Source organism: Thermosynechococcus sp. (assembly GCF_025999095.1).
Taxonomy (GTDB): Bacteria; Cyanobacteriota; Cyanobacteriia; order Thermosynechococcales; family Thermosynechococcaceae; genus Thermosynechococcus.
The window spans coordinates 1,107,447-1,132,107 of the sequence record NZ_AP024678.1 but is presented as its reverse complement, the minus strand read 5'-3'; the positions used below and the strand labels follow the sequence as shown (position 1 = coordinate 1,132,107).

22 protein-coding genes and 1 pseudogene are annotated in these 24,661 nt (G+C 54.2%); 16 read left to right on the top strand and 7 right to left on the bottom strand.

Annotation, left to right across the window (positions count from 1 at the left end; all coding sequences use genetic code 11):
• The first annotated feature begins 61 nt into the window (after positions 1-61).
• Both Q0W94_RS05565 and Q0W94_RS05560 read left to right on the top strand, forming a co-directional pair.
• Positions 62-418: a DUF1830 domain-containing protein gene (locus tag Q0W94_RS05565; RefSeq protein ID WP_297762371.1), complete on the top strand. Its 357-nt coding sequence runs from the start codon at positions 62-64 to the stop codon at positions 416-418.
• The gene (locus Q0W94_RS05560; protein ID WP_297762124.1) at positions 415-1,095 is read left to right on the top strand and encodes a RibD family protein; all 681 of its coding nucleotides are present in this window, start codon (positions 415-417) and stop codon (positions 1,093-1,095) included. Before Q0W94_RS05565 ends, Q0W94_RS05560 begins: the two co-directional genes overlap by 4 nt.
• 23 nt (positions 1,096-1,118) lie before the next feature.
• Here Q0W94_RS05560 and Q0W94_RS05555 read toward each other — a convergent pair whose 3' ends face one another.
• Entirely contained in the window at positions 1,119-1,868 is a 750-nt protein-coding gene (locus tag Q0W94_RS05555; RefSeq protein WP_297762122.1) for an HAD family hydrolase, read from the bottom strand.
• Between the two features lie 70 nt (positions 1,869-1,938).
• Between Q0W94_RS05555 and Q0W94_RS05550 the strand changes: the two genes are divergently transcribed.
• The 11 genes from Q0W94_RS05550 to Q0W94_RS05500 all read left to right on the top strand — a co-directional run bounded on the left by Q0W94_RS05550 (position 1,939) and on the right by Q0W94_RS05500 (position 12,480).
• Positions 1,939-2,541, top strand: coding sequence for an aminodeoxychorismate/anthranilate synthase component II (locus Q0W94_RS05550; protein WP_297762120.1), 603 nt, complete (start codon positions 1,939-1,941; stop codon positions 2,539-2,541).
• Between the two features lie 49 nt (positions 2,542-2,590).
• Positions 2,591-3,340: an MBL fold metallo-hydrolase gene (locus Q0W94_RS05545; protein WP_297762118.1), complete on the top strand. Its 750-nt coding sequence runs from the start codon at positions 2,591-2,593 to the stop codon at positions 3,338-3,340.
• Positions 3,341-3,419: 79 nt separating this feature from the next.
• Positions 3,420-4,391 (top strand): ABC transporter ATP-binding protein, encoded by a 972-nt coding sequence (locus tag Q0W94_RS05540; RefSeq protein WP_297762117.1) that lies wholly within the window; start codon positions 3,420-3,422, stop codon positions 4,389-4,391.
• Positions 4,384-5,211, top strand: coding sequence for an ABC transporter permease (locus tag Q0W94_RS05535; protein ID WP_297762115.1), 828 nt, complete (start codon positions 4,384-4,386; stop codon positions 5,209-5,211). The genes Q0W94_RS05540 and Q0W94_RS05535 overlap by 8 nt, the downstream gene beginning before the upstream one ends.
• A gap of 12 nt (positions 5,212-5,223) precedes the next feature.
• Positions 5,224-6,765, top strand: coding sequence for a Gldg family protein (locus Q0W94_RS05530; RefSeq protein WP_297762113.1), 1,542 nt, complete (start codon positions 5,224-5,226; stop codon positions 6,763-6,765).
• Positions 6,766-6,775: 10 nt separating this feature from the next.
• Positions 6,776-8,038: a chloride channel protein gene (locus Q0W94_RS05525; protein ID WP_297762111.1), complete on the top strand. Its 1,263-nt coding sequence runs from the start codon at positions 6,776-6,778 to the stop codon at positions 8,036-8,038.
• Between the two features lie 182 nt (positions 8,039-8,220).
• Entirely contained in the window at positions 8,221-9,303 is a 1,083-nt protein-coding gene (gene psbA / locus Q0W94_RS05520) for a photosystem II q(b) protein (protein WP_024124333.1), read from the top strand.
• A 94-nt stretch (positions 9,304-9,397) separates the two neighbouring features.
• Positions 9,398-10,195, top strand: coding sequence for a hypothetical protein (locus Q0W94_RS05515; protein ID WP_297762108.1), 798 nt, complete (start codon positions 9,398-9,400; stop codon positions 10,193-10,195).
• A 306-nt stretch (positions 10,196-10,501) separates the two neighbouring features.
• Positions 10,502-10,705 (top strand): DUF751 family protein, encoded by a 204-nt coding sequence (locus tag Q0W94_RS05510; protein ID WP_297762106.1) that lies wholly within the window; start codon positions 10,502-10,504, stop codon positions 10,703-10,705.
• Between the two features lie 9 nt (positions 10,706-10,714).
• Complete coding sequence (locus Q0W94_RS05505; RefSeq protein WP_297762104.1) at positions 10,715-11,317, top strand: DUF3038 domain-containing protein; 603 nt, start codon at positions 10,715-10,717, stop codon at positions 11,315-11,317.
• Complete coding sequence (locus Q0W94_RS05500) at positions 11,317-12,480, top strand: DUF4335 domain-containing protein (RefSeq protein WP_297762102.1); 1,164 nt, start codon at positions 11,317-11,319, stop codon at positions 12,478-12,480. Before Q0W94_RS05505 ends, Q0W94_RS05500 begins: the two co-directional genes overlap by 1 nt.
• 4 nt (positions 12,481-12,484) lie before the next feature.
• Here the strand turns inward: Q0W94_RS05500 and Q0W94_RS05495 are convergent, their stop codons facing one another.
• The 5 genes and pseudogenes from Q0W94_RS05495 to Q0W94_RS05470 all read right to left on the bottom strand — a co-directional run bounded on the left by Q0W94_RS05495 (position 12,485) and on the right by Q0W94_RS05470 (position 20,227).
• Positions 12,485-13,903, bottom strand: a complete 1,419-nt coding sequence (locus tag Q0W94_RS05495) for a protein kinase domain-containing protein (protein WP_297762100.1) — start codon at positions 13,901-13,903, stop codon at positions 12,485-12,487.
• Positions 13,904-13,946: 43 nt separating this feature from the next.
• Positions 13,947-14,510, bottom strand: a pseudogene (locus Q0W94_RS05490) (FHA domain-containing protein); the annotation flags it as partial.
• 250 nt (positions 14,511-14,760) lie between these two features.
• The gene (locus Q0W94_RS05480) at positions 14,761-17,940 is read right to left on the bottom strand and encodes an efflux RND transporter permease subunit (protein WP_297762098.1); all 3,180 of its coding nucleotides are present in this window, start codon (positions 17,938-17,940) and stop codon (positions 14,761-14,763) included.
• 93 nt (positions 17,941-18,033) lie between these two features.
• A complete protein-coding gene (locus tag Q0W94_RS05475; protein WP_297762096.1) occupies positions 18,034-19,368 on the bottom strand; it encodes a GGDEF domain-containing protein in 1,335 nt (444 codons plus the stop codon).
• 34 nt (positions 19,369-19,402) lie between these two features.
• A complete protein-coding gene (locus Q0W94_RS05470) occupies positions 19,403-20,227 on the bottom strand; it encodes an alpha/beta fold hydrolase (protein WP_297762094.1) in 825 nt (274 codons plus the stop codon).
• Between the two features lie 329 nt (positions 20,228-20,556).
• On the opposite strand from Q0W94_RS05470, the gene Q0W94_RS05465 reads away from it, so the two are divergent.
• From Q0W94_RS05465 to Q0W94_RS05455, 3 genes are all read left to right on the top strand, one after another.
• A complete protein-coding gene (locus tag Q0W94_RS05465) occupies positions 20,557-21,372 on the top strand; it encodes an FAD-dependent thymidylate synthase (protein WP_297762092.1) in 816 nt (271 codons plus the stop codon).
• Positions 21,373-21,440: 68 nt separating this feature from the next.
• A complete protein-coding gene (locus tag Q0W94_RS05460; RefSeq protein WP_297762463.1) occupies positions 21,441-21,575 on the top strand; it encodes a hypothetical protein in 135 nt (44 codons plus the stop codon).
• 32 nt (positions 21,576-21,607) lie between these two features.
• Positions 21,608-23,230: an MBL fold metallo-hydrolase gene (locus Q0W94_RS05455; RefSeq protein WP_297762089.1), complete on the top strand. Its 1,623-nt coding sequence runs from the start codon at positions 21,608-21,610 to the stop codon at positions 23,228-23,230.
• Here Q0W94_RS05455 and Q0W94_RS05450 read toward each other — a convergent pair.
• Positions 23,227-24,645, bottom strand: a complete 1,419-nt coding sequence (locus Q0W94_RS05450) for a hypothetical protein (protein WP_297762087.1) — start codon at positions 24,643-24,645, stop codon at positions 23,227-23,229. The two genes, Q0W94_RS05455 and Q0W94_RS05450, sit on opposite strands and share 4 nt — an antisense overlap.
• Positions 24,646-24,661 lie beyond the last annotated feature (16 nt).

The window sequence follows — 24,661 nt, the reverse complement described above, 5'->3', positions numbered from 1 at the left end:
GAATTGGCAATGTTAGGCTAACAAGGGTAAAGACATGTTCTATAACAAACCCTTACTCCCTATGCCGCAAATCTTTGATCCCGTCCCCAGCGATAGTTGCGATCGCATCCTCTGCTGTTATGTCAATGCCACTAGCAAAATTCAGGTGGTACGCATTACAAATATTGCCAACTGGTATTTCGAGCGGGTGGTTTTCCCGGGGCAACGACTGGTGTTTGAATCGCCGCGGGCAGGACAACTGGAAGTTCACAGCAGCATGATGGCAAGTGCCATTCTCTCGGATACGATCCCCTGTAGTGAGTTATTGGTGCAAGAGGGGGGAGATAATTTTTTCCCGCGTGATCCTGCCAGCCAGCAACGGCTAGAATTGCTCAATGAGACTCCTGCGCAACCGAATGAAAAAGTGATGATTCCTTGAGCCAGTCCGCCTCAATTCCTCGCCCCTACACGACTGCAATTTTGGCCAGTAGTTTAGATGGCTGCCTTGCTCACGCCGATGCCCCAGGCCAGCGCATTGCCTCGGCCTATGACTTTCAGCACCTGGAACAGCAGGTGGCACAGGTGGATGCAGTCCTCTTTGGGGCAACAACCCTGCGTTTGGGGGGAACAGCGATGCGCCTTCAGTCTCCCCATTTAATTGCTGAGCGCGAACACCAAGGGCGATCGCCCCAACCCTTGCAAATTGTCTGCTCTGCTAGGGGTGAACTAGACCTCAATCTTCCCTTCTTTCGCCAGCCGATTCCCCGTGCTCTACTGACGACCGAGAAGGGCGCCAGCCGCTGGCAAGGAGCCACTGCCTTTGATTACTGTTGGTGCGCTGGGGGAGAGGAGATTGATTGGCCCCAGGCTTTTGCCCACCTTCAAGCCTCTGGTGTGCAAACCTTGGCCGTGTTGGGGGGCGGACAGCTTTTCGCTTCCCTGTTACAAATCGCTGCCATTGATGAATTGTGGTTGACCCTCTGCCCACTCCTCCTTGGATCGGCAGCCCCTAGCCTCTATCCAAAGGAGAGCCCCTTCGCCGGCAGGTTGAAGCTTCTTAATGTCTTGCCAGTGGGCAATGAGGTTTATCTCCACTATCGTCTTAGCTACGATTGACCCTTGATTGCCCCTGGATCTCATCAGTTCTCATCACCCATTATCTTGATCTCCAAGGGTGAGGCAAGGATGCAATCACAGTAATTCAACGCTGGTGGCCTGTGCCAACCCCAGGTGACCCCAATGCTGGCCGCTGCGCCCCCCCGCTGTGCCATGAGGCCATCACTGTCGGCATCCCCAATGACGGCGGTTTGTTCGGGCCGCACCCCCAGGCGATCGCACACCCTTAGCAAGACCTGCGGATCGGGCTTTGGGGGTGGCTCATCTGCCCCCCGCCAGAGTTGGAAAAAGGGCTTCAGGTGATAGGTGTCTAAAAAAGCCGCGATCTCGGAGGTGCGATCGCTAGAGATAATGGCCAGTGCACATCCTAGCCCATGGAGCCGCTGCACAAGCTCAATAACCCCCGGTAGGGGTGGAGTTAACTCTGCTTTGGCGGTAAATTGTCGGTCTGCTTCAGCAAAAGCAGCGCTTGCCCGTTCCAAGGCGGCAATCCAAGGAACTCCCTGGCTCGCCACCAAGGCGGCGGCAGCAATCAGGTTCTCCTGCCGTGTTCCCACGGCTTGCAACCCCGTTGGATCAAGGTGATCACCAATGACCCCAAAGGCCTGAAGTAGCCACTCCTTGAGATTGGGAAAGTGTTCGCCAATTTTCACAGCACGGGCGATCGCCACCAACCTCAGGTAATGGGCAACATCGGCTAGTGTGCCATCTTTATCAAAGATCACCGCTGCTATAGGGCGAAAACAGTGCCCCTGACACCATAGCCGCACCATTCCCCCAACCCCTTGGGTAGTAGGATCAAAACACATAGGAAGATATAGCAGATGAGAGGATCCTTCTCCCTTGATTATCGTTATTGATAACTACGACAGCTTCACCTACAACCTTGTCCAATACCTAGGGGAGCTAGGGCGGGAGTTCCCAATTGCTTCAGATCTGCGGGTCTTTCGCAACGACAAGATCACCCTCGACGAGATCGCTGCCCTTGCCCCGGCGGGGGTCGTGATTTCTCCCGGCCCGGGTCGCCCTGCGGATGCGGGGATTTCCGAAGCCTTGATCCGTAGCTATGCTGGACAACTGCCCATCTTGGGGGTTTGCTTAGGACATCAGGCCATTGGTGAGGTTTTTGGGGGTACGGTAACGCTGGCCCCCACCCTGATGCACGGCAAAACGTCGGAAATTTACCACAAGGGTGTGGGGGTATTTCAAGACTTGCCTCAACCCTTTACTGCAACTCGCTACCACAGCCTTGTGATTGATCGCAACAGTTGCCCCGAGGTATTGGAAATTACCGCTTGGACAGAGGATGGCCTGATTATGGGGGTGCGCCACCGCCAATATCCGACACTAGAAGGGGTGCAATTCCATCCCGAGAGCATTCTCACCACCTGCGGCAAAGACCTGCTACGGAACTTTTTGCGACGGCTGTCCAGTCCATCGTTGTGAGCCAACCACTTTTCGGTACACTGAGCTGGAATAGGAGTGTGGGGAAAAAATGGAACGGCGGCAGTTTTTGCGTTTGGCTCAAGTTGGGGCGATCGCCAGCCTCGGCGGGCACTGGGCAGCCCATGCCCAAGGGGGTGGTCTCTCTCTCCAGTGGTTTGGCCACACCTGCTTTCTCTTTACCGGCAGTGGTCAGCGGGTCCTAGTCAATCCCTTCCGTCCCCTTGGTTGCACCAAAGGACTGCGGCCTCCGCGCGTCACCGCTGATATTGTCATGATTAGCAGTCGCCTCTTGGACGAGGGTTACATCGAAGGCTTACCCGGTCGGCCTAAACTGCTCTTTCAGCCAGGCTCCTATAAAGTCAATGGTTTGAGTATTCAGGGCATTCGTACCAGTCATGATCGCGTTGGTGGCTTCCGCTTTGGGGTCAACGTGGTTTGGCGCTGGCAGCAGGGGGGTATCAACCTCCTGCACATGGGCGGCATGGCGATGCCCATCACCATTGAACAACGCATTCTTATGGGCCAACCTGATGTCATGATTGTGCCAGTGGGAGGCGGTAACAAGGCCTATACAGCCACGGAGGCCAAGGCGGCCATTAAAGTGCTACAACCGCGTTTGGTCATTCCTTGCCACTATCGGACCGCGGCGACTGACCCCAATAATTGTGATCTCACGGGGTTAGAGGAGTTTTTGAAAGTCATGGAGGGAACCCCAGTTCGGCGCAGTGGGGGTGCCACCCTCAGTCTATCGGCAGCCAATTTACCGCAAAATACGACTATTCAAGTCCTCAGTATTTGACTAGCAAAAGTTGATTAGCAAAAGGCTATATTGTGTGTCAATGTTTCCCGTAGAACCAGTAGCCAGTTGAGGAAACACCATGATCCAGGTCGAACACCTGACCAAGGTTTACGGTACAAACGTAGCACTACGGGATGTCAGCTTTTCAGTCGCCAGTGGTGAAATTCTCGGTCTCCTCGGCCCCAATGGCGCCGGTAAAACCACCACAATGCGGATTTTGGCGGGGTATTTGCCGGCAACCAGTGGCACTGCAACCATTGCCGGCTATGAAGTCCACACAGATCCAATGGCGGTGCGACAACGCATTGGCTATCTGCCAGAACATCCGCCCCTCTATACAGAAATGACGGTGGTGGGCTATTTGCACTTTGTGGCTCGCATCAAGGGCGTCAGTGCGGGCGATCGCCCCCAGCGGGTGGACTATGCCCTCAAAAGCTGTGGCCTTTGGGATCGGCGACAGACCATTATTCGCAAACTCTCAAAGGGCTATCGGCAGCGGGTTGGCATTGCCCAGGCCATTGTTCACGATCCGCCAGCTATTATTCTGGATGAACCCACGGTGGGTCTCGATCCGCGTCAAATTATTGAGGTCCGCAACCTGATTAAAAACTTGGCGGGACAGCATACAGTGATTCTTTCCACCCATATTTTGGCAGAGGTAAGCATGACCTGCGATCGCGCCGTGATTATTCACAAGGGTGAAGTGGCCGGGGTAGGCAAGCTCGATGAACTGCTGCAGCGCCTCAGCGGTAGCTACACCTATGACCTTGAACTGGCGGGCGATCGCGCCCAAATTGAATCCCTCCTCCAACAGTTGCCTGCGCTGCAACAGATCACATGGGAAAATCGCCCTCGCCAGGGACGGCAGCAGCTTCAGGTCAGCAGTCTTTCAGAAATTGGCGCCGATCTCGCCAGTCTCCTTGTCCAAAAGGGGGTGCAACTCTTTGAAATGCGCCGCTCCCGTGCCAACCTAGAGGAGGTGTTCTTGAAGCTAACGACCGATGAACCCACCGCAGAACCCAGTGATACCACCGAAGAAACCCATGCTTAGCGTTTCCTTCCACGGGCTGCGTGTCCTCCTGGCCAACATTCTTGCTATCTATCGCCGGGAACTCCAGAGTTACTTTAGTGCCCCCTTCTACTATGTGATTGCCGGGGTGTTCTGGCTCCTTAGCGGCCTGTTTTTCCTCGTTGTGATGACGACAATTATTAGCCAAGTGGCTCAGCAGGATTTGCTACAACAGCAGTTTGGCGCGCCGCGCCAAGCCATTGACGTGCCCAAGCTGATTCTTGAAAGCTTTCTCGGACTCCTGGGCTCCATTTCCCAAGTCATTTTGCCGATGCTCTCGATGGGACTCTACACCGAAGAGCGTAAACTCGGCACCCTTGAACTGCTAGCCACCTCACCGATTACGAACTGGTGTGTGGCAACAGGTAAACTCCTAGCGGTGCTCACCTTTTACATCACCCTGTTGGTGCCCGTTATCGCCTATCAGTTTGTAGCCCTGCGGCAGAGTACGCCCCCCCTCTCCCCTTGGCTGATTCTGGCCGGCAATGGTGGATTGATTCTCTTGGCGGCGGCGGTTCTGTCCCTTGGCATGTTTCTCTCGTCCTTGACCGATAGCACGATCTTGGCAGCCATTTTGGGGTTTGCTGTCTTGCTGATTCTTTGGGTGCTAGACGTCTTGGCCAAAAATACTGGTGGGAACCTCAGTGATATCCTCACCTATCTCTCACCCCTAGAGCACTTTACCAACTTGACCCGGGGAATTTTCCGCACCAGTAGCCTTTTTGTTTTTGGCAGTTACGTTTTCCTAGGCATTTTCCTCACAGCACAGTCCATTGATGCTTTTCGTTACCAGCGCAATTAGGGGGTACAGGTCATGAAACGCTTTGCCCTAGGCTCACCCGAACGATGGACCACGGTATTGCTGTGGGCGGCGCCAGTTTTGATCATCGCTGGCTTGAGCGCCGGCACCGTCACCAACCGCTGGAATTGGTTGCCCCTGGGTCTTTTAACCTTGGGGGGGATCGCCCTACTCCTATGGCTGATCCAACAAAGTCGTGTCTCCAAAGGGTTTTGGGCACGGCGTTCCACCCAAACAAGTACCAATGCCATCCTTACCGTGATTGCGGTGATTGCCCTATTGGGCATCGTTAACTTTCTGGCCGATCGCTATAGTGTGGAGATTGATCTCACCGAAAACCGTGCGTTTACCTTAGCGGCGGAAACCCGTGATGTTCTGCAAAATCTAAAGCAGCCAGTGCAGGTATTGGTGTTTGATGCCAATGCCGCCAGTCGCGATCGCCTGCTGTTGGACCAATACCGCCGTCAGGCCAGCAACCAGTTTTCCTTTGAGTTCATTGACCCCCAAGCCCAACCGGCCCTCGCCAAAAAGTACAACGTCACCCGAGAGGGTCAAGTGATTGTCGTTGCCGGCGAGAAAACCCAGCGCATTGATGAAGAGCTTTCCGAAAGCAACCTCACCCCTGCCCTAGTTCGCGTCACCAGCGATCGCCCCATCCATGCCTATTTCACCACAGGACACAATGAACTACCACTCACCGGTGGAGCGGCCAGCCTCAGTGAAGTGGCCAAACTCCTCGAACAGCGGGATGTGAGACTCCTGCCCCTGAATTTACTGGAGGAGGGGAAAATTCCCCAGGATGCCAATGTCATTGTTGTCGCTGGACCTCGGCAGCCCTTTTTGCGCCTTGAGCAGGATCTTCTCAAGGAGTACCTCAATCGTGGTGGTAGCCTTTTGCTGATGCTTGATGTGGATGTCAACGCCGGTCTTGATAATTTACTGAAAAACTGGGGACTCACCCTCGATAATCGCTGGATCATTGATGGCTCTGGCGTGGGCCAGCAGGTGGGACTGGGGCCCGACACGATTATTGTCAGTACCTATGGCAATCACCCGATTACCCAGCGCTTTGCCCAAGGCCCCAGTGTCTTTCCCCAAGCGCAAGCCATTCGCGTTAATCCTGTCAAGGGTGATGATATTGTTGAAATTGCTCTCTCCGGTCCGCAAACTTGGGCAGAAACCGACTGGCAGTCCGGTAACCTTGAGTTCACTGAAGGCGTTGACACCAAAGGCCCCCTTCCCATTGGCGTGGCTATTACCCGTCAGTTGAGTAACAATCCATCGAAGGAAGCCCGTTTGGTTGTCTTTGGTGACTCAAAGTTTGCCACCGATGGCGTGATTGCCTATCAAGGGATTAATAGCGATCTCTTTGTCAATTCTGTACTCTGGTTGGGCGATCGCGACCAAAAGGCACTCTCGGTTCGTCCTCGCCAAACCACGAATCGCCGCCTTCAACTCAATGTCACCACCAGTCGTTGGTTAGAGATTAGCAGCGTGTTTTTCTTGCCCCTTATCGGGTTTGGTTCTGCCGTCTTTGTCTGGTGGCGGCGACGCTGACGCTTCTGCTATGGCAAGAGCCTCCTGCCCCTATCCCCGTTTGCTCCTGTATGCCCTCATCATTGGTCTTCTCGGCGGCTGTGTGGCCACGGCTTTTTATCTGGGTCTCAAGCTCGGGTTTGCGCTGTTGTGGGGGACTGATCCTAGCCAAGTGAGCATTGGCACTTGGGCACACCTTTATCCTTACATTCCGCTGGTTACGGCCTTTGGCGGCTTGCTGGTGGGTTTATCGGTCAAATTCTGTGGGGCAAAGGGGGGACTCGCGGAGGCGATCGCCGAGTTACACCATGGCGGTCGGTTAAGTTATCGCTTTCTACCCGGTATGGCGTTGGCTTCTGGCCTATCCTTGCTATTTGGCAGTAGTGCTGGCCCTGAAAGTCCAATGATTGACATCAATGGTGGCTTAGGCACTTGGTTGGCAGCTCGTTTGAATCTATCCCCAGATAGCACCCGCATTCTCACCCTCTGTGGGATGGCAGCGGGCATGAGCGTGTTTTTTGAGTCGCCCCTTGGCGCAACACTATTTGTTTTGGAACTCCCCCATCGCCGCAGTCTTGAGTTTTATGAGGCAATCCTGCCAGCCTTGATTTCTGCTGTTGCTGGGTTTACCCTTTTTCGGGTGATTACAGGCACAACCATTGGCGGCATTTACCGCTTCCCTACCTACGACAGCCTGCGGCCGGAGGATATTGGCTTTGCAGTGCTGATCGGCATCATTGGCGCAGCCGTGGGAACGCTCTTTGTCTTTTTAGATCGGCAGATTGAACGCTGGCTGACCCCCTATCGGCAATATCCTCTCGTCTTAATTGTGGCGGTGGGGTTTCTGATTGGCTTAATTGCTTTGATTCACCCGATCACGCTGTTCTACGGTGAGCGCCAAATTGAACAAGTCATCCAAGTGGTCAACCGCTACAGCATTAGCATTTTGCTGAGCGTCGCCTTCTTTAAGCTCCTTGCCCTGAGTCTCTGTCTGCAGGGGGGGTTCCGTGGGGGGGTAGTCTTTCCGCTATTTTTTGTAGGGGCTTGTGTGGGCATGGCTGTGCACCAAGCACTCCCGAATACGCCCTTGAGTGTGGCCTTGGCTGGCATGATGGCGGCAATCACGGTGGTGGTTACCAAAACGCCTTTGGGCCTGGCGGTAATTCTGACGGTGATTTCCCATACGGCAGTGCTCCCCCTGATTACGATCGCGACCCTAAGCAGTTATCTATTGACCCTGCCCATTGCTTGGATCCCCAGCCAGCGATCGCGCCAGGACCCCCCTGATCCCTGAGGAATTGTTAACAAAATATAAATTTCAGACACAACCCTTTACATTTTCCTGAGAGATTGATTAACATAGGGTTACATTCCGTTGCACAGCCAGCGAGTGCTCCTGAAATCTCTCAGGCATTCGCTTTGGGATTGTGAACGGTTTGTAACATTCATTCATTTTGTTCAACAGGACTTATCACTATGACGACTGTTTTACAACGTCGCGAGCAACTGAACCTGTGGGAGCAATTTTGTAGCTGGGTTACTAGCACCAACAACCGCCTCTATGTGGGCTGGTTTGGCGTGTTGATGATCCCCACGCTGCTCGCCGCAACCATCTGCTTTGTGATTGCTTTCATCGCTGCTCCCCCTGTGGACATCGATGGCATCCGTGAGCCTGTCGCCGGCTCTTTGCTCTATGGCAACAACATCATTACGGGTGCGGTTGTCCCCTCTAGCAACGCCATTGGCTTGCACTTCTACCCCATTTGGGAAGCAGCTTCCCTCGATGAGTGGCTCTACAACGGTGGCCCTTACCAGCTGATCATCTTCCACTTCTTGATCGGTGTCTTCTGCTACATGGGTCGGGAGTGGGAACTCAGCTACCGCCTCGGGATGCGGCCTTGGATCTGCGTCGCCTACTCCGCTCCTGTGGCTGCGGCTACCGCTGTGTTCTTGATTTACCCCATTGGTCAAGGCAGCTTCTCTGATGGGATGCCCCTCGGTATCTCCGGTACCTTCAACTTCATGCTTGTGTTCCAAGCCGAGCACAACATCCTCATGCACCCCTTCCACCAACTGGGTGTGGCCGGTGTCTTTGGTGGCGCTTTGTTCTCCGCCATGCACGGTTCTCTGGTGACCTCCAGCTTGATCCGGGAAACCACCGAAACCGAGTCTCAAAACTACGGTTACAAATTCGGTCAAGAGGAAGAAACCTACAACATCGTGGCTGCCCACGGTTACTTTGGCCGGTTGATCTTCCAATACGCCAGCTTCAACAACAGCCGTGCGCTGCACTTCTTCTTGGCCGCTTGGCCGGTCATCGGTATCTGGTTCACGGCACTGGGTATCAGCACGATGGCCTTCAACCTCAACGGTTTCAACTTCAACCACTCCGTTGTGGATGCCCAAGGCAACGTGATCAACACCTGGGCGGACATCATCAACCGTGCCAACCTGGGGATGGAAGTGATGCACGAGCGCAATGCTCACAACTTCCCCCTCGACTTGGCCAGCGCGGAGTCTGCCCCTGTGGCCATGATTGCTCCTAGCATCAACGGCTAATTCCTAGGGTAACTCACTAGTTTTTAGTTGAAGAAACCGCCTCTTCATTGGGGCGGTCTTTTTTTATGATCGTCAAAGGGTAGAGACTCTGTTAATGAATGGTTGGACATCCCTTTTGGCAGTCGCAGTGCCCCTTGTGGTTCAAGCAGCAACACCAGCCCCGGCGATTATCACGCGGGCGATCGCGATCGCTGCCGAGCAGTTTGGTGAGAAACCAGAGGAAATTAGCGTGGTTCAAGTTCACCCCAAAATTTGGTCCGATGGCTGTTTGGGCTTGGGGGGATTGCGGGCTGATTGTGCTGAGCGCTTGACCCCCGGTTGGGAAATTACCCTGACGAATCCCAATGCTCCTTATCCTCAACGGTGGGTCTATCGCACCAATCAAAGTGGTTCCCTGATTCTTTGGGATGCCGCTGGCAGTCAGATGATTGGTACCCTCATTCAGCGACCTCAACGCCTGAGCCCAGAAGAGTTGCCGCCCCCCCTTCCTGAGGGCGTGAGTTTTCGCGTTATTCGGCAAAGGGATGCCTCTGGCAATCGTCCACCTTCAACCACAACGACGCTGCTCTATAACGATGGTCGGATTGTGCAGGAAACCACCGGCACTCGCGGGCAAACCCGCAGCCGCACCCTGCGCACAGTTACACCTGCTCAAGTTAGTCAATTTAATCAATTGTTGGGCGATCGCCGGTTTGACCGCTTCAATGGCTTTGATTTTGTACCCACGCCCCTAGAGCAAGCGGTCCCTATTAATTTTGTTTCTACCCCCACCGCAACGGTGCGCTTCGCTGAGGCCAATGAATACCGTCTTGCCTCTGATTTAGTTGCCGTTTTGCGGGCATGGGAGCTACTAGTTGCCAAAGGTCAACTTCCTGAACCTTCATCAAGATGAATTGCCCAGCCTATAGTGTATCCTCGTTTTCGAGCGGGTTGGCAGGCAGTTCTCTGGTACCACTGCAAGTTGAGTGTTGCGTTTGAGGGGGCTCATCCTATTCCCCTAGGCTTGTCACAGCAGCTGCACCACGCCCACCAAGAACTCACCTGTGCCGCCGCGAGTTGGGGGGGTGTCCTGCCCCCTGGTAATGTGCCTGTGACATAGGCCAAGGGGGTTGCTTCCCTAAAGTCTTGGCTGCAGTAGTATCATGAAAGCAAGTTCAAGCCCCCTGGTGTCACCAAACCAAGTTAGGAGCATCAATCAATGGATGGCTTTTGGGAAAATGTCCTGCGCTACCAACGGTATTTTGTTACGGTTCTATTGGGCGTAGTGTGGAATTTTGTTGAGCCATTGGTGCCCCTTTTTAAGCGTCCCCTGAGCGCGATCGCCCTTATTGGCCTCATGGCGGGACTCCTCACGTTTGTGGCACTGACGTTACGAGCAATGTTGGGTTTAACCGCCCCATAAGGTGGCACGATGGTCCCTTCCTTGCCCATCAAGGCACAAATTGACTTGATTTTGCTGAGTCTGGAGGCCTTGGCTCATGTGGGTTCAGCAGATGTCCTGGCGTTGGCAGAAGCTATGGGGTTTGAGGCCTACTTGCCTGATCGTGTGGGGTTATGGCGACTGCGGCAATCGAGTCCGCTACGGCGGGGTCGCAATGGCCGACGCAAACTAGATGTGGACGAAGCCCGTGCCTTGGCCTTGATCTGCACCCGCTTAGCCCAGCAGTACCAACAAGACATCCGCACCGCCATTGAATGCTGGCAACAGCAGACAAGTGAAGGTCGCCCCCCCCACTTAGATCCAGTTCTTGGGGATTATATTGACCGCTTCACTAGTTTGTATCAAGACCGAATGGCTGACGACAGCAACGATGGTACTGAATTAGCACAACTGGCCTTAGACTTACTTGTGGATTTGCTCTTTTACAGTACCCCCCAAGGGGCACACCGCCTTTGGATCACCCTACTAGAACGCACTACTCCTGCGCCCCCTTCGCTGTTGTTGGTGGCACCTGAACCAGTACCTGCACCAGCTCCTGAAGTGCCTACCCTGTTTCCCCATGCCGATGTCTAATGAGTACTACCCTCAGCTATTCTCAACCCACCTGCCAACTGGATGTTGCTGCTGAATTTTTTCCTTTTAGTCAGAAGCGACGCCGTGTGCCCGTGCGATCGCTCCACTTTACGCTGTCTCTCGGCGAAAAACTCACCTTTGAGGGCAACGATCGCCAGCTCTATCCACTGAAAACCCTGGTCAACGAGTATATTGAGGCTTTCCTGAGGCATCACCAAACACCAACCGAAGTGACCGCCGAGGGCTTTGTCCTGCGATCGCGATCGCCTCTTGAACATGAACTCCATCTACCCGATGGGCGGGTGATTCTGCTGCAACTGACAGAACTATACGACTTGGTGACCGTTCTTGATAACTGGTCTGCCGTCATGGAACCGTTGCCAGAACTGGTGGAACACGTCCAATCAACCTTTGCGCAAATCCCAGTCTGGGCCAAAAGTGCAGCGGTGGCCGTGGCCGTGGTTGCTGCCTTTACCCTTGTCAGCCAACGCTGGCGAATACCTTCAGCTCCGATGGTTGTCAGTTCCCCTGAGGCGAGCCGCGGGGAAGCCAACCTGCCTCGCCTAGCGATGCCATCGCCTTTGCCAGAACCTGCGGAAACCCCACAACTGGCTCCCTTACCTAGCCCGCCGCCAGCTCCCCCTGAAACTTCTGTGCTGGTGCCGCTGCCTTCACCCCCAGAAATGCCGCCCCCAGCGATCGCGCCTGCGCCACCCCCGCCTCCTGTTGCCCAAAAGGCACCTCCCCCTCAGCCCCCTGCTCAAAATCCTGATCAAAATAACCCTGATCAAAATAACGTAGTGGTGCAAGCACCCACTGGGCGCGCCCCTGCTGGCATTGAACCTGCGCCAATGATCACCCCCCCAGCTGAAACAACCCCCATCCCTGCAACTACCCTGCGTGAGGTGAAAACGTATTTTCAAGACCGTTGGCGCCCGCCGGCCAGCCTAGACACGAGTCTGGAGTACCGCATTGTCCTCAATCCCGATGGCACCCTTGCCCAAGCACTGCCCCTGAATGGTGCGGCGGTTCGCTTTATTGATCGCACGCCAATACCTCTACAGCAAAGTCCTTTGGCCAGTCCCTTTGGGGGCGATCGCCCGATTTTACTGCGGTTGGTCTTGATGCCCTCTGGAGGCGTGCAAGTGCTGGGTGAAAATTGATGTTCTATGAAGCCCCTGAAGAGACTGTGGGGGTAATAGTTGCAATTTCCTGCAAGCGTTTCTTGACTTCGCCAGCATTCGGATAGCGTTCGCGAGGATCGGGGTGGGTCAAGCAGTTAATCAAATCCACCATCCGCGGATCTAAATGGGGAATGTCCTCGGCATAGAGGCGATACTCACGGGTCCCCCAGCGGAAATAGGTCTCCGGTTCATAGCCCGTGAGTAAATACACCATCGTTGCCCCCAAGGCAAATAGATCTGAAGCGGGCTCGGGTTTTCCCTCCTGCTGTTCTGGTGCCGAATAGCCCACAGTACCAATAAATGTTCCAGATTCAGAGGTTAAGACGGCTGCTTTACCCCAGCCCACGAGCACGAGTTCTGTTGTTTGCCGTTTGACGTAGGGATGAATGAGATTGGAGGGACGAATGTGTAAATGCAACACAGGGGGGTCTTGCTGGTGCAGCACTTCAAGCAACTCACACACAGGAATGAGCCAACGACTGACCTCAATCACGTTCATTGACCCCTGTTCCTGAACCCGCTGCTTGAGGGATTGGCCATAGACCATTTCCGAAACCAAATAGGAATCGCTGCCGCACTCAAAGGCTTCCCAAAATTGGGGCAAGACTGGATGTTGGATTTTGCACAATTGCTGCGCTTGGCGCTGAAAGGCACGGATTTCGTCCCGTGAGGCAGCAAGACTATGTCCCTTAATCACTGCCGTTAAGCCACTGCGCCACCCCAAATAAACGTTGCTTTGACCAAGGGCACGAATAATCTGGTAGTTACCGAGGGTTTTCCAGACCCGCAGAGGCAGACCGCAATCAATGCAAAAAATATCGTTCTCTTGGGCATGATTGTGTTGGCAAGCGGGGGGAGCACGCCACTCGCTGAGTAAATGAACCGGCAGTTGACCTGTCACTGCAAACTCAGCCTCTTCCTCCTCTTGGGCGGTGAGACTGCTACTACTGGAGGTGGGGGTGCTGTCTTCGGCATGGGATGACGGTTCAGCCGCTGTACCAATGGCTTCTTCTTCCCCTGAATAGGTGCCCTTCTCAACATCTACCAAGCGACCTTCAGGCACCGTTTCCATGCGGGCACTGGGAGTGGCAGGACGTTGATCGGAACCGAGGCGAATTTGAATATTGGGGCCAGAGCGGGCCAAGCGCAGGATGCCACCATCCGTCAAGGTTGCCTGCTGAATGCGTTTACCATCCAAATACGTGCCGTTGGTGCCCAGGTTGACCACTTCCCATTGCAAGCCCTTACGACGGAGCTCCACATGGTGGCGCGACACCACTGCGCTATAGAGCACGACATGATTATCAACTGCTCGGCCAATGCGGATGAGATTTTCATTCTCAAAGGTCCAGCTTTGGACTGGGGTGGCTTGAACGGGATGGAGCAATGTCAATGTAATCACGTTGTCTAACCGCCTCTTCGTATCCTGAATACAGTCTAAAGAACTAGGAGATGCGCTCGTAGATAAAAGTGACTAAATCCCCCTTGCCCAAGGCAATGCGATCGCCCGATTGCAGGCGGTGACGATTGCCCGGATGGAGGGGAGTATTGTTAATGTAAGTTCCATTGGCACTTCCCACATCTTCAATATAGTGAGCATCGCCCTCAATTCGTAGATCGGCATGAATGCGGGACACAATCTCTGAGTTGGGAAAGCCAGCGACATCAATATCAGGGGGAATGCGATCGTTAGGCTTGCCAATATGAATCACTGGTCGGCCCGTCGGGATTTTCAGTTCGGTCCGGGTTTGCACATGGATAAGTTTGGCTTCAATCGTGGCAGTGATTGCCGCGAAGACATGGGGAGGTGGCGGGGGTGGGGGCGATAGGGTTTTCAGGCGACTTTGGGCGGCCCCACTTTCTAATGGGGGGGCAGCACTTACTTTAGTTGTTAGCATCTCTGGGAGCGGAGCTGGACTGACAGCAATGGGGTGGAGATTGAAACCACACTGGCCACAAAAATTTGCATCTCTCTGAGTGGGCGCACCGCAGTTTGGACAAGAGTTCATAGTTCACATTCGTAGAGAACAAATGGCCTTGGGATAAAAAGTTTAGAGTACAAACCATAGAAGTGATTCCCACTTCCCCTGCCGATCCCATTAGCTTAGGATTGAGACCCCATGGCTGCCCTTAAGAGGGCTGAGTTAACCCAGGATTAACTGTCTCTAGCCTAAGTTAGCTTTCACACTCCAATTTTATACGGGTTCATCACCAAACCACCGCCGAAGTCAACAAATAGCGCCATAACTGCTAGCATGCTCAACATTCTTCAGCAGCAGGGCGGGTAGGGGCAATCATTGGTTCTGAAAATGTTGCACCAGCACTGCCGCTTGATCGCTCAAAGCCATGCAGAATCACATAAAAACAGGGAATGAGAAAGAGGGTGAGCAGTGTTGCCACAGCCAAGCCAGAAAACACAACAATGCCAAGGGGCTGCAAAAATTCTGAGCCTTCGCCTAGCCCCAATGCCAAGGGGAACATGCCCACCACCGTTGTAATCGTGGTCATCATAATCGGGCGCAGACGGGCAGGGGCAGCTTTACGAATGGCTTGGCTACGGCTACAGCCCTCCTGCTGGTAAATTTCGTTGGCCAGTTCCACCATGATGATGGCATTGTTGACAACAATTCCCACCAGTAAGATGGCACCGACAATCACCGTGGCGCCAATGGCCGTCCGTGTTAGGTACAAGCCCCCAATTCCACCGGCCAGAGCCAAGGGAATGGTAAACATAATCACTAGGGGGTCAAGCAGCGAGTTGTACTGTACCGCCATGACCACAAACACGAGAAAGGCCGCCAAACTGCCCAAGACCCCTAAGGCTTGCTGCAATTGCTGATTGGCTTGAGCTGCTGTACTGGGCATCAGGGACACCCCCGGCGGGAACTCAAGCTCCCTCAGAATGGTGTTGATCTCAGCAATCGCGGCACTGAGACTGGCGCCTTCGACCAGATTACCCGCCAGCATAAAGACTTGCTGCCGATTGATCCGCCGAATTTCCGCCGGTGCTTGACTGGGTTCGATGCGAGCGACATCCCCAAGGCGGAGGGGACGGTTGTTGGCGGTAAACAGGGGAATCGTGGCCAGGTCGGCAGGGTTTTGGATGCTCTCACTGTTTAGTTGGACGCGAATATCGACTAGGCGATCGCCCCGTTGCAGCTGCGTTGGCACAAACCCCGTCAAGGCTGTTTGAATCGTCTGGCCAAGATTGAGGGTATTCAGCCCTAGTTCGCTGACCCGCTCCCAATCCGGCAGAATTTGAATTTCGGGTTGGCGAGGATCGGCATCGGGACGAAAGCGCACTAATGTGGCCTTTTCATCAAGGACTCGCAGCACTTGGCGACCAAAGCGGCTCAGGGTGTCTTCATCGTTACCCTGTAGGATGACGTCCACATCTGCACCGCGCAGGGGTGAGTTGGTGAGAATAATGCCACGCACCTGGCCAGGGCTCAGACGCAACCGCACCCCCACCAGGTTGAGCTGATCAAGGGCTTTCGTGGCGGTGGTGATATAGCGATCCACGTTAACACCCCGCCGCAGAATAATGTTGCTATTTGCCCGCAACGGATTGGCAATCGTATTGGTGCCAAAGAGGGCACCACCCGTTGTGGTAAAGACGGCCTCTGTACCCGGTTGGGCCATCAGCACCGCATCCACGGCCTCCATCATGCGGCGACTCTGGGGCAAGGGGGTGCCGGGCGCAAAAATGGCGTTCAGGTTGACTTGACCAGTATTAATCCGCGGTAGCAACTCTTGGGGAATTTGCTGGCCTAGGAACCAACTGCTACCCCCCAACAGGGCGATCGCCAGCCCAACCGCTAGCCAGCGTGCCCGTAGCACGTGCCCCAAGGCCCATTCATAGCGTCCCCTCAGCCAGAGGAACTTTTCATTAAAAAGGCGAATAAGGGCCACTTGCCGTAGGCGATTTTGCACCCGTACCCCCAAAAGGCGGGAGGCCAAGGCCGGCACCACCGTGAGTGCCACCAGCAGCGATGCGGCAACGGCAAAACTAATCGTTAGAATCAACTCATTAAAGAGCAGTGCAATCAAGCCCCCCAACAACAAAAAAGGCAAAATGGCAACCAAGTTAGTGAGGGTAGATGCCACAAGCGCTGATTCAATACCTTGGCTACGCCGTTTTAACTCCTCAAGGTACTGTTCTTGGCTCATGTGCTGAGGGTCAATATCCGCCAAAGTTTCTAACATCACAATGGCGTTATCCACGACGATGCCAACCCCGAGCGCGAGGCCACCCAAGCTAAAAACATTGAGGGAGAAATTAAATAGCCCCATCAGCAGCAGTGCCGCCATCGTGGATAGGGGAATGGCCAGCAAAATAATCAAGGTTTGCCGCACCGAACCCAGAAACAGCAGCACAGCGATCGCCGCCAAGAGGGTTCCCGTCAGGCCTGCGGTGATCACATTGTTTAAGGAGTTGCGGATATAAACCGACTCATCAAGGACAGGAATAATCTGCGCATCGCGGGGCACGAGATTGGCTGCCTGTAGCTCCGTTAAACGTCGCTTGATCCCATCGGCCACTTCCACTGTATTGGCTGCCGGTTGCTTGAGAATGCTGATTTTAACGGCGGGTTGGCCATTGAGCGTCACAAATACCCGTTGTTCGGCACTACCATCAACAACTTGTGCCACATCCCGCAGATAGACCCGCTGACCATTGGTGCCTGTGAGCACCACATCCTCAATGTCACTAGGATTGCGAAAGCGTCCCACTGTTCGGGTTAAAGGTTCTGCGCTTTGGCCGCGAATGCGCCCGCCGGAGACATCTTGGTTGCGATCGCTCAGCGCCGTTAAAATTTGGTTCAACCCCACCCCTGTGGCCTGCAATCGATCCAGATCCACAAGAATTCGTACTTCTTCGGTCGTTCCCCCAGAGACATCCACCCCTGCCACACCAGGGACGATACTGAGTTCGCGCTCCAAATCCTCATCGGCAAAGACTCGTAACTCGCGGCCACTGAGGGTTTCTGAGGTCAGTGCAAACTCATAAACTGGCAATTGCGATGGATCAAACTTAAAGAGTCGCGGCGACTCAATAATATCGGGCAAAGCACTGCGGGCACGGTTAAAGGCAGCGGTGACCTCATTGAGGGCCTGATCAACATCGCCACCGGGTTCAAAGAATAGGTCAATACTGACTTGCCCTTCACGGGTTTGGGAATAGACCTGCACCACTCCCTCCGTGCGACTGAGGGCTTCCTCAAGGGGCTTGGTCACCTCCTCAACGGCAACACTAGGTACCACCCCCGGCATATCCAGGCGTACCCCAATGCGGGGGTACGTAATCGAGGGCAACAAATCCACTTGCAGCCGCATGAGGATAAAGACCGCCAAAACAACGACGGTGAGGGTCAGCATCAGGGTGCCGATGTGGCGGGTCACCGCCCAGTCACTCAAACTAAAGCGTGGGGAGCTCATGCACCTTCAACGGCTATACAGGCCATCCTTTAGACACTGCTACCTTAACAAATCGTTTCACAGCCGTTATTGGGGAGATTGGGGAGTGGTTGCCTATGCCCACACCCAGCGATCGCGCCCCCCATGTTTCGCCTGATACAAAGCTTGATCAGCACGAGGAATTGAGTCACTGAGCACCTGTTCCCCCACTCTAAACAGAGTGACACCCAAACTAATTGTCACAGACAAAAACTGCTGATCTGCAAGTTCCACGGGCTGGCTTCTCACCACTGAGCACAGTTCCTCAGCAACTGCTCTCGCCTGGTCTGCGTAGGCAGCAAAAAACAACAGCACAAATTCTTCGCCCCCCCAGCGGACCAAAATGCCGTCTTGGCAGCCCTCTAATACCTGCTTTGCCCTTGCCGCCAAGGTGCGCAGAACCACATCCCCCTGATCGTGACCATAGGTATCGTTAATGCGCTTAAAGTGATCAATGTCAAAAATCATGACCGTGAGCAGGGTGCCTCCCGTAGCGGCTTGGGACTCATAAGCCTCAACTCGACTCAACAGAAAGCGACGATTGAAAGCGCCAGTGAGGGGATCTAACCAAGCCAGAGCCAAAAGTGCTTGCTCCCGCTGACGCATATCACTGATGTCAGACAAGATCCACACGCGCCCTAGGCGACTATCGCCACGCACCGGGTGGGTATCAATGAGAAATGTTTTCTCACCCATTCGACACTCCCCCTGAGCACTGAAGTTGGCATTAGTAGCCAGCCCTTGAAAAAGGTTGACTAGCTCATCGCAGTTATCGCATCTCTGCCGCGCCTGTTTCATGTGCTCGGCAACGATCTGAACGGGATGGCTCCCCGCTGGCAGTTGCAGCCATTGAGCAGCGTAGGAATTGACCATCGCTGTAGAGCCATCCCCTTTGATTAAAACCAAGCCCAGCGGCACTGTGTCGAAAATATCCTGAAATTGTACTTCGAAGATGACGCTATCTTGATTTTGACGATGATGGATCAACAGTTGGCGGTACAGAGCCGCAATGTAGCCTTTCTGTTCTGTGAGTTGCCGCAGCGGGTCGGCGACGGGATTCACCAGTAGCAACCCCTGGCACCAATCCTCGGGCTCACCGCAGGGGATGTAAACAATTCGCTCAACCTTATTTAAAAGACAGAAAAAAATAGAGGGCAGTTTGAGAAAAGGCAGAACATCAATGACCGCCCCCTGGACCAACTCTCGCCAGGGGGCGACAATTTCCAGATTGGGAAATTTGCTAGTGCTGGTTGTGGTGATAATTTGGGCGCGATTGCCTTGCTGATCAATAGTTAGGGCGAGAACGAGCTCAGATTGCGACCAATTGGCAATTAGATGACAAAATGCTGTGATACTATCGGGCGCGGGAAGAAGCTGGCGGGGTAGATGTTCCTGCACTTTTTTTAGCATGCCCTAACCAGAGTAGATTGTATATTTTTTTTATTTATGTGCTTATGTATTTTTTCAGCAAAGAACCAACGGCTGTGGGATGGGTCATGTGGGGAAGATGGCCTTGAGCCTCGATCCAATCAAGGGTACTGTGGGGCAAGGTGGCATGTAACCACAGGGCTACCCCTGGGGGAACTACGAAGTCAGCGCGGTTAAAGATTAGGTGGACAGGCTGCTGTACCTTGCCGACAAAGGAACGGGTATCGGAGTCAAAAATCATCTGGAGAGTGCGCAGGGCAATCCTTGGCTGCAATCGAAAGAGGGTCTTAGAAAAGTCGGCCAGCCGGTGCTCCTCCTTCACCCCAAACATGAGTGGGGCAAAACCCGCCGCCCATGCTTGATAGTTCGTGACCATTGCCTCATAAGTGGCCTGTAGGTCGTCGGGGGTGAGGGTACCCGGATAGTTCTCATCCTTGAGATAGCAGGGGGAGGGCCCAATCCAGATATGTCGTCGAAATAAATCAGGTCTGGCGATCGCGGCAATGGCACCGATCATGCAACTGACCGAGTGGCCCACATAGATGCAAGATTGCACGCCAAGGGTATCCAGCAATTCAATCAGATCATCGGCATAGCCATACAGATGGCTGTGTCTTTGGACATCATAGCGGCGTTGCGTATCCTCTTCGGAGCCACAGCCTGCCAGATCATAGCGGATATAGGTGAAGCCCTCAGGGAAGAAAGGGGTTAAATAGTCCCAAGCGCTTTTATCAGTACCAAAGCCATGCCCAAGCACAACAGGAACTTCGCCCCAGCCATCAATCTGGACGTAGGACTTTAGAGACTCGGGAACACAAGAAACTTGACTCGTAATTGGCATAGAAGTTTCCTACTGATAAAAGCTTGAGTTAGTTTTTTTAGCTTTTAGTGAATGAATTGAGCTGGAAACCCCAAGAAAAATTCTACAAAAAGCATAACATCTCGAAGAGTGGCGCCAAATGATTTAGCAAAAGTTTATTACTACATTTCAGGGAGTCAGCAGTCTTGAACAGCTGATTGACCGGCCAACCACTGCCCCAGGGCAGCCCCTGTACCACAAGCTGCTGCTAGGACAGCACTGATTAACCTTCCTAAGTCAAGTTCTGTAAATAGCGGACGGTGTTCCCCTTGCACTAGCCTAGAAAAGGCAGAGATTCAGAAGAGACAAAGATGCAAGACGGGCGTGTAATTGCTGATTCCATTTCGCCAGTAGGGGTGCGCTTGGTGACACTTCAACTCACGTATCCGCGCTTTATCCATAGTGAACTCCTCACCCACCGCGTGTTTTCTCGCAATTCCGCCAGTTCGCGAGCCGTTCCTGTGGCTAAAATGATCGAACAAGTGGAACAGAACCCAGTCGTCCCCTACCATTGGGGAAAAAACGAGCGGGGGATGCAGGCCCGCGAAGAAAGTGAACAAAAGGAGGCGGCAAAGGAAATCTGGCTGAAAACTCGCCTCGCAGTTCTTGAGGGGGCACGCCAGCTCCATGAGCTGGGAATTCACAAGCAAGTGGTCAACCGCATGCTTGAACCGTGGATGTGGATGCAAACGGTTGTCAGCAGTACCGAGTGGGATAACTTTCTGCGCCTGCGCAATCACCCCGATGCCCAGCCAGAAATGCAGGCCTTGGCCAAGCTGATTCAGCATTTGCTGCAGACCCATGAACCCACTCCTGTGGCTGTGGGGGATTGGCACCTCCCCTACATCGATCCGACTGAGCGCCAGCAATATAGTCTTGAGGAGTGCAAGTATATGTCTGTGGCCCGTTGTGCGCGGGTGTCCTACTATCTGCGGGATGGCCAACGCAGTGACCCTGCCTCTGATCTTGCCCTCTATGAGCGCTTGGCGGGAGCAGAACCAAAGCACCTCTCTCCCCTAGAACACGTGGCGGAATGTATGGGCGATCGCCAGTCCTACGCAAATTTTGTTGGTTGGCGACAACTCCGTTACTTTGAGGAGAGAAAATCAGCAAGTCCCCGCAAATAATCCGCGATACACTGAGTACCAGAAGAGGCTTACTTGACTATTTACTTGACTATAGCGAGGCGTGAACTATGGATGCTGTGATTAGCATAAAGCCCATTCTGCTGGCGATGACACCTATATTTATTCTGTTGTGTTTGTTTTTTGGCACCCGCAATGGCTTCTACGACACGGATCAGTACCACGGCAACGGTTCTGCTCATTAAATCTAACTAGGGAGGGTGACTGATCGCCATTCATGATCGAGTGCCTCAACTATGGGGTGGGTCACGCTGAGGAGGGGGTGTGCATTGGCTTAGGAATTGGCACCTATCGGATTTTGCTGGACTGCGGTGTGCCGTCCCTTGATGTCTTGCCCCTTGATGAGATTGAACAGCATCCCTTTGACCTAGTGCTCTGTAGCCATGCCCACGCGGATCATGCCCGCAGTCTGTTGGCACTCCATCGCCGTTTCCCCCATATCCCGATCTATGCCAGCGAAGTTACAACGCAACTGTTGCCCCTGAATTGGCCAGATGAAACCGTGCCTCCCTTTTGCCGTGCCTTGCCTTGGCGATCGCCCGTGGAGTTTGGCGATGGCCTGACCGCTGAACTCTTTCCTGCGGGGCATCTGCCGGGGGCAGCGGTTTTTGTCCTCACCTATCAAGATCCAAACACAGAGCAACCGCCCCTGAGTGTGGTTTATACGGGGGATTTTTTCCTCTCCCATACCCGCTTTACGGAAGGACTACCCCTTGCGGATCTACGGGGATTGCAACCGGATGTCCTAATCATTGAGGGCAGCTTGGGCACAGCGCGCCACCCCCACCGCCGGCAACAGGAAAATCAATTGGCGGAACGCATCCGCACAGCGATTGACCAGGGCTATAACCTATTGCTTCCCCTGCCTCCCCTCGGCACCGCCCAAGAAATTCTCATCCTCTTGCGCAGTCATCATCTCTTTACAGGACAGCCGATTCAGATTTGGGTGGGGCCGGCGATCGCCCGCGGTTGTGATACCTACCTGACAATTTTGCCCCATTTACCCACCACTATTCAAAACTTTGCCCAACACCAAGCCCTGTTTTGGGATCGGCGGGTCAAGCCCCAAGTGCAGCCCCTAAGCGATGTGACCCAAATTCAGGGGGCTGACCCCACCATTGTCCTGCTTGAGGAGGATCAAGACCTGCGCCCCTACGTGACCCAAGGGGGACGACCTTGGCTGGTGCTCTATCCACGTCTGCGCTATGGTCAACCCGTGCGGGAAGGCTATCCTGACTTCGCAGACTTACCCAATGTGGAGGTGGATACGTTTTTACTCTCCCTCCATGCCGATGGCCCTGCCACCACTCAACTGATTCACAATATCCGACCGCAGCATGTGGTACTTATCCACGGCGATCCCAACTACCTTGCAGACTTGGCTAGCCTGAATGAATTGAGTAACCGCTACCATCTGCACACCCCCACCAGTGGCTCAACGATTCAATTTCCCATTGGCCAATTGACACTTTCGACGCCCAGCTCATTGGTGCAACTGGCCTATGAAGGAGAGGTGAGTGAGTGGAACGATGAAGCCATGATTCGCCTACCGGCTTCTATTACCACCGATCCGCGCTGGCGACGGCTGGCAGATACCGGCTTTGTGTTGGCCGCTTGGCAAGGGGAGCAATTACTGATTCGCGGCATGACCCCCAAAGAAGTGCTCGGTGGTACCTCAGCCACGATCGCGCCCGACCAGCCCAGTTGTTTTAACTGCCAGTTTTATCGCGGTCAACGCTGCTGGAACGAAGCCTCTGCGCTCTATAACTTTAAAGTGGCACCGGAGGGCTATTGTCCTGCTTTTGAGCGGGCGGAAACGCAACCGGAACCCGAAAGCTAGGGGGCCTGTAACTGGCGGCGCAGGGTCACAGTGGGGCTTTCTGCGCCTGTTTTGGGGTCAATGGCGATCGCCATCAGGGCAATGGAACGCACCTTTGCTGGCACGTCAATGTGAAGGACAGTTTGCCAGTAATCCCCATAGCGATAAAAGTCAAACTCCACTAGCCAGCGGGGGCCCGCAATTAACTCTCCTGTTTCGCCATTGGTGATCCACACCTTGACGGAGCAACCCCGTTGGGTTGCAGGCAAATTCACCTTCAGGTGCAGCGGTGGTACCAGTGGCTCCGGTGACAGCAGGAGCTGGGGTGGAGTCAATAGATAGGTACCCTCAGAATTTGTGGATACTGGGGGCGTGGTCTCAAGGGGGGGCGCTAACTCAGCCAACTGTTGCAATCGCAACCAAAATCGCTTTTGGCGATCGATGGGCAAATCGCGAGGCGGTGGTACAGTAACCGCAGATAGGGGCTGGCAAAAGCTGGGTAAATCCACAACAACGGGCGCTTTCCCAGGCTTCAGTTGGGGCGGTAGGGAAAAACCGCTCACCGGCACAGGTTGGAGGGCCGTATCCCCTAAGATGGGCAACTGCGGGCCAGTGGGCGTTTTGCGCTGCGGGGGGGAAATTTGGGATGGCGCAGAGACAGCAGGCATCTCGGGTACCGGGAGCACCGTAACCATAAAGGCTTGGACTTGGCGCAGATCGCTGTGTTCCAGGGGGTTGTTGGGTAGGAGGCGGGCTTCCCCCACCATCACTGGATAATCGGCCAAGGGGGTGAGTCTACACTGAAACCCCCATTTTTCCTCGCGGGCGATCGCTGGCACTGAGTGCTCCTGTACCACCTCCCGGGTGACGGGATTGCGCAGGCGAATCACCACTGTACCGGGAACGGCAACTGTGCCCGCCAAAACCAACGTTTCATCGGCAAAGATTGTATAGGCACTTTGGGGCAGCTCAATCAGCGTCGTCGGCAACTGCGCAGGGGAGGGTTCTTGGGGCTGAGGGGGGTCGGCGGCTTTAACTGGCTGCTCTGGAACCGCAGGAAAGGTTTCTGGTGTGGGCAAGTCCCACTCTTCGCTTTGGGCAAGGACATCAAGGGCGATCGCAAACACCTCTGAATCCAGGACCCCCTCTCGCGCCACACGGCATTGAAACTGCCAACGCCCCGGCTGCAAATATGTAAAGGGCAGAATACCCATGAGTCCCGTGGAACTGCTGCGGTGGGTGCGGCGTTGATAGCGTTGCTTGGACACCCCCTGATCAGCGTAAAGATGGGTAATTTGCACTTCCACAGAGGTTTCGGGAACAGGACAGCGCGCCATCAAGCGATAACTGCCCTCCAAAACTTCCGCCGAGGGTGGCTCTAGGGGCAACCAAGCCCGATCGCCCTCCTTTTGCAGTAAAAACTCCCATCCGCCCATAGCTCACCTTCACTCC

Excerpts from the sequence above, each read along its gene's own strand:
- Q0W94_RS05565 (WP_297762371.1), top strand. The coding sequence starts at position 62 with ATGCCGCAAATCTTTGATCCCGTCCCCAGCGATAGTTGCGATCGCATC.
- Q0W94_RS05555 (WP_297762122.1), bottom strand. The coding sequence starts at position 1,868 with ATGGTGCGGCTATGGTGTCAGGGGCACTGTTTTCGCCCTATAGCAGCG.
- Q0W94_RS05545 (WP_297762118.1), top strand. The coding sequence starts at position 2,591 with ATGGAACGGCGGCAGTTTTTGCGTTTGGCTCAAGTTGGGGCGATCGCC.
- Q0W94_RS05540 (WP_297762117.1), top strand. The coding sequence starts at position 3,420 with ATGATCCAGGTCGAACACCTGACCAAGGTTTACGGTACAAACGTAGCA.
- Q0W94_RS05535 (WP_297762115.1), top strand. The coding sequence starts at position 4,384 with ATGCTTAGCGTTTCCTTCCACGGGCTGCGTGTCCTCCTGGCCAACATT.
- Q0W94_RS05530 (WP_297762113.1), top strand. The coding sequence starts at position 5,224 with ATGAAACGCTTTGCCCTAGGCTCACCCGAACGATGGACCACGGTATTG.
- Q0W94_RS05525 (WP_297762111.1), top strand. The coding sequence starts at position 6,776 with ATGGCAAGAGCCTCCTGCCCCTATCCCCGTTTGCTCCTGTATGCCCTC.
- psbA (WP_024124333.1), top strand. The coding sequence starts at position 8,221 with ATGACGACTGTTTTACAACGTCGCGAGCAACTGAACCTGTGGGAGCAA.
- Q0W94_RS05515 (WP_297762108.1), top strand. The coding sequence starts at position 9,398 with ATGAATGGTTGGACATCCCTTTTGGCAGTCGCAGTGCCCCTTGTGGTT.
- Q0W94_RS05510 (WP_297762106.1), top strand. The coding sequence starts at position 10,502 with ATGGATGGCTTTTGGGAAAATGTCCTGCGCTACCAACGGTATTTTGTT.
- Q0W94_RS05505 (WP_297762104.1), top strand. The coding sequence starts at position 10,715 with ATGGTCCCTTCCTTGCCCATCAAGGCACAAATTGACTTGATTTTGCTG.
- Q0W94_RS05500 (WP_297762102.1), top strand. The coding sequence starts at position 11,317 with ATGAGTACTACCCTCAGCTATTCTCAACCCACCTGCCAACTGGATGTT.
- Q0W94_RS05480 (WP_297762098.1), bottom strand. The coding sequence starts at position 17,940 with ATGAGCTCCCCACGCTTTAGTTTGAGTGACTGGGCGGTGACCCGCCAC.
- Q0W94_RS05475 (WP_297762096.1), bottom strand. The coding sequence starts at position 19,368 with ATGCTAAAAAAAGTGCAGGAACATCTACCCCGCCAGCTTCTTCCCGCG.
- Q0W94_RS05470 (WP_297762094.1), bottom strand. The coding sequence starts at position 20,227 with ATGCCAATTACGAGTCAAGTTTCTTGTGTTCCCGAGTCTCTAAAGTCC.
- Q0W94_RS05465 (WP_297762092.1), top strand. The coding sequence starts at position 20,557 with ATGCAAGACGGGCGTGTAATTGCTGATTCCATTTCGCCAGTAGGGGTG.
- Q0W94_RS05460 (WP_297762463.1), top strand. The coding sequence starts at position 21,441 with ATGGATGCTGTGATTAGCATAAAGCCCATTCTGCTGGCGATGACACCT.
- Q0W94_RS05455 (WP_297762089.1), top strand. The coding sequence starts at position 21,608 with ATGATCGAGTGCCTCAACTATGGGGTGGGTCACGCTGAGGAGGGGGTG.
- Q0W94_RS05450 (WP_297762087.1), bottom strand. The coding sequence starts at position 24,645 with ATGGGCGGATGGGAGTTTTTACTGCAAAAGGAGGGCGATCGGGCTTGG.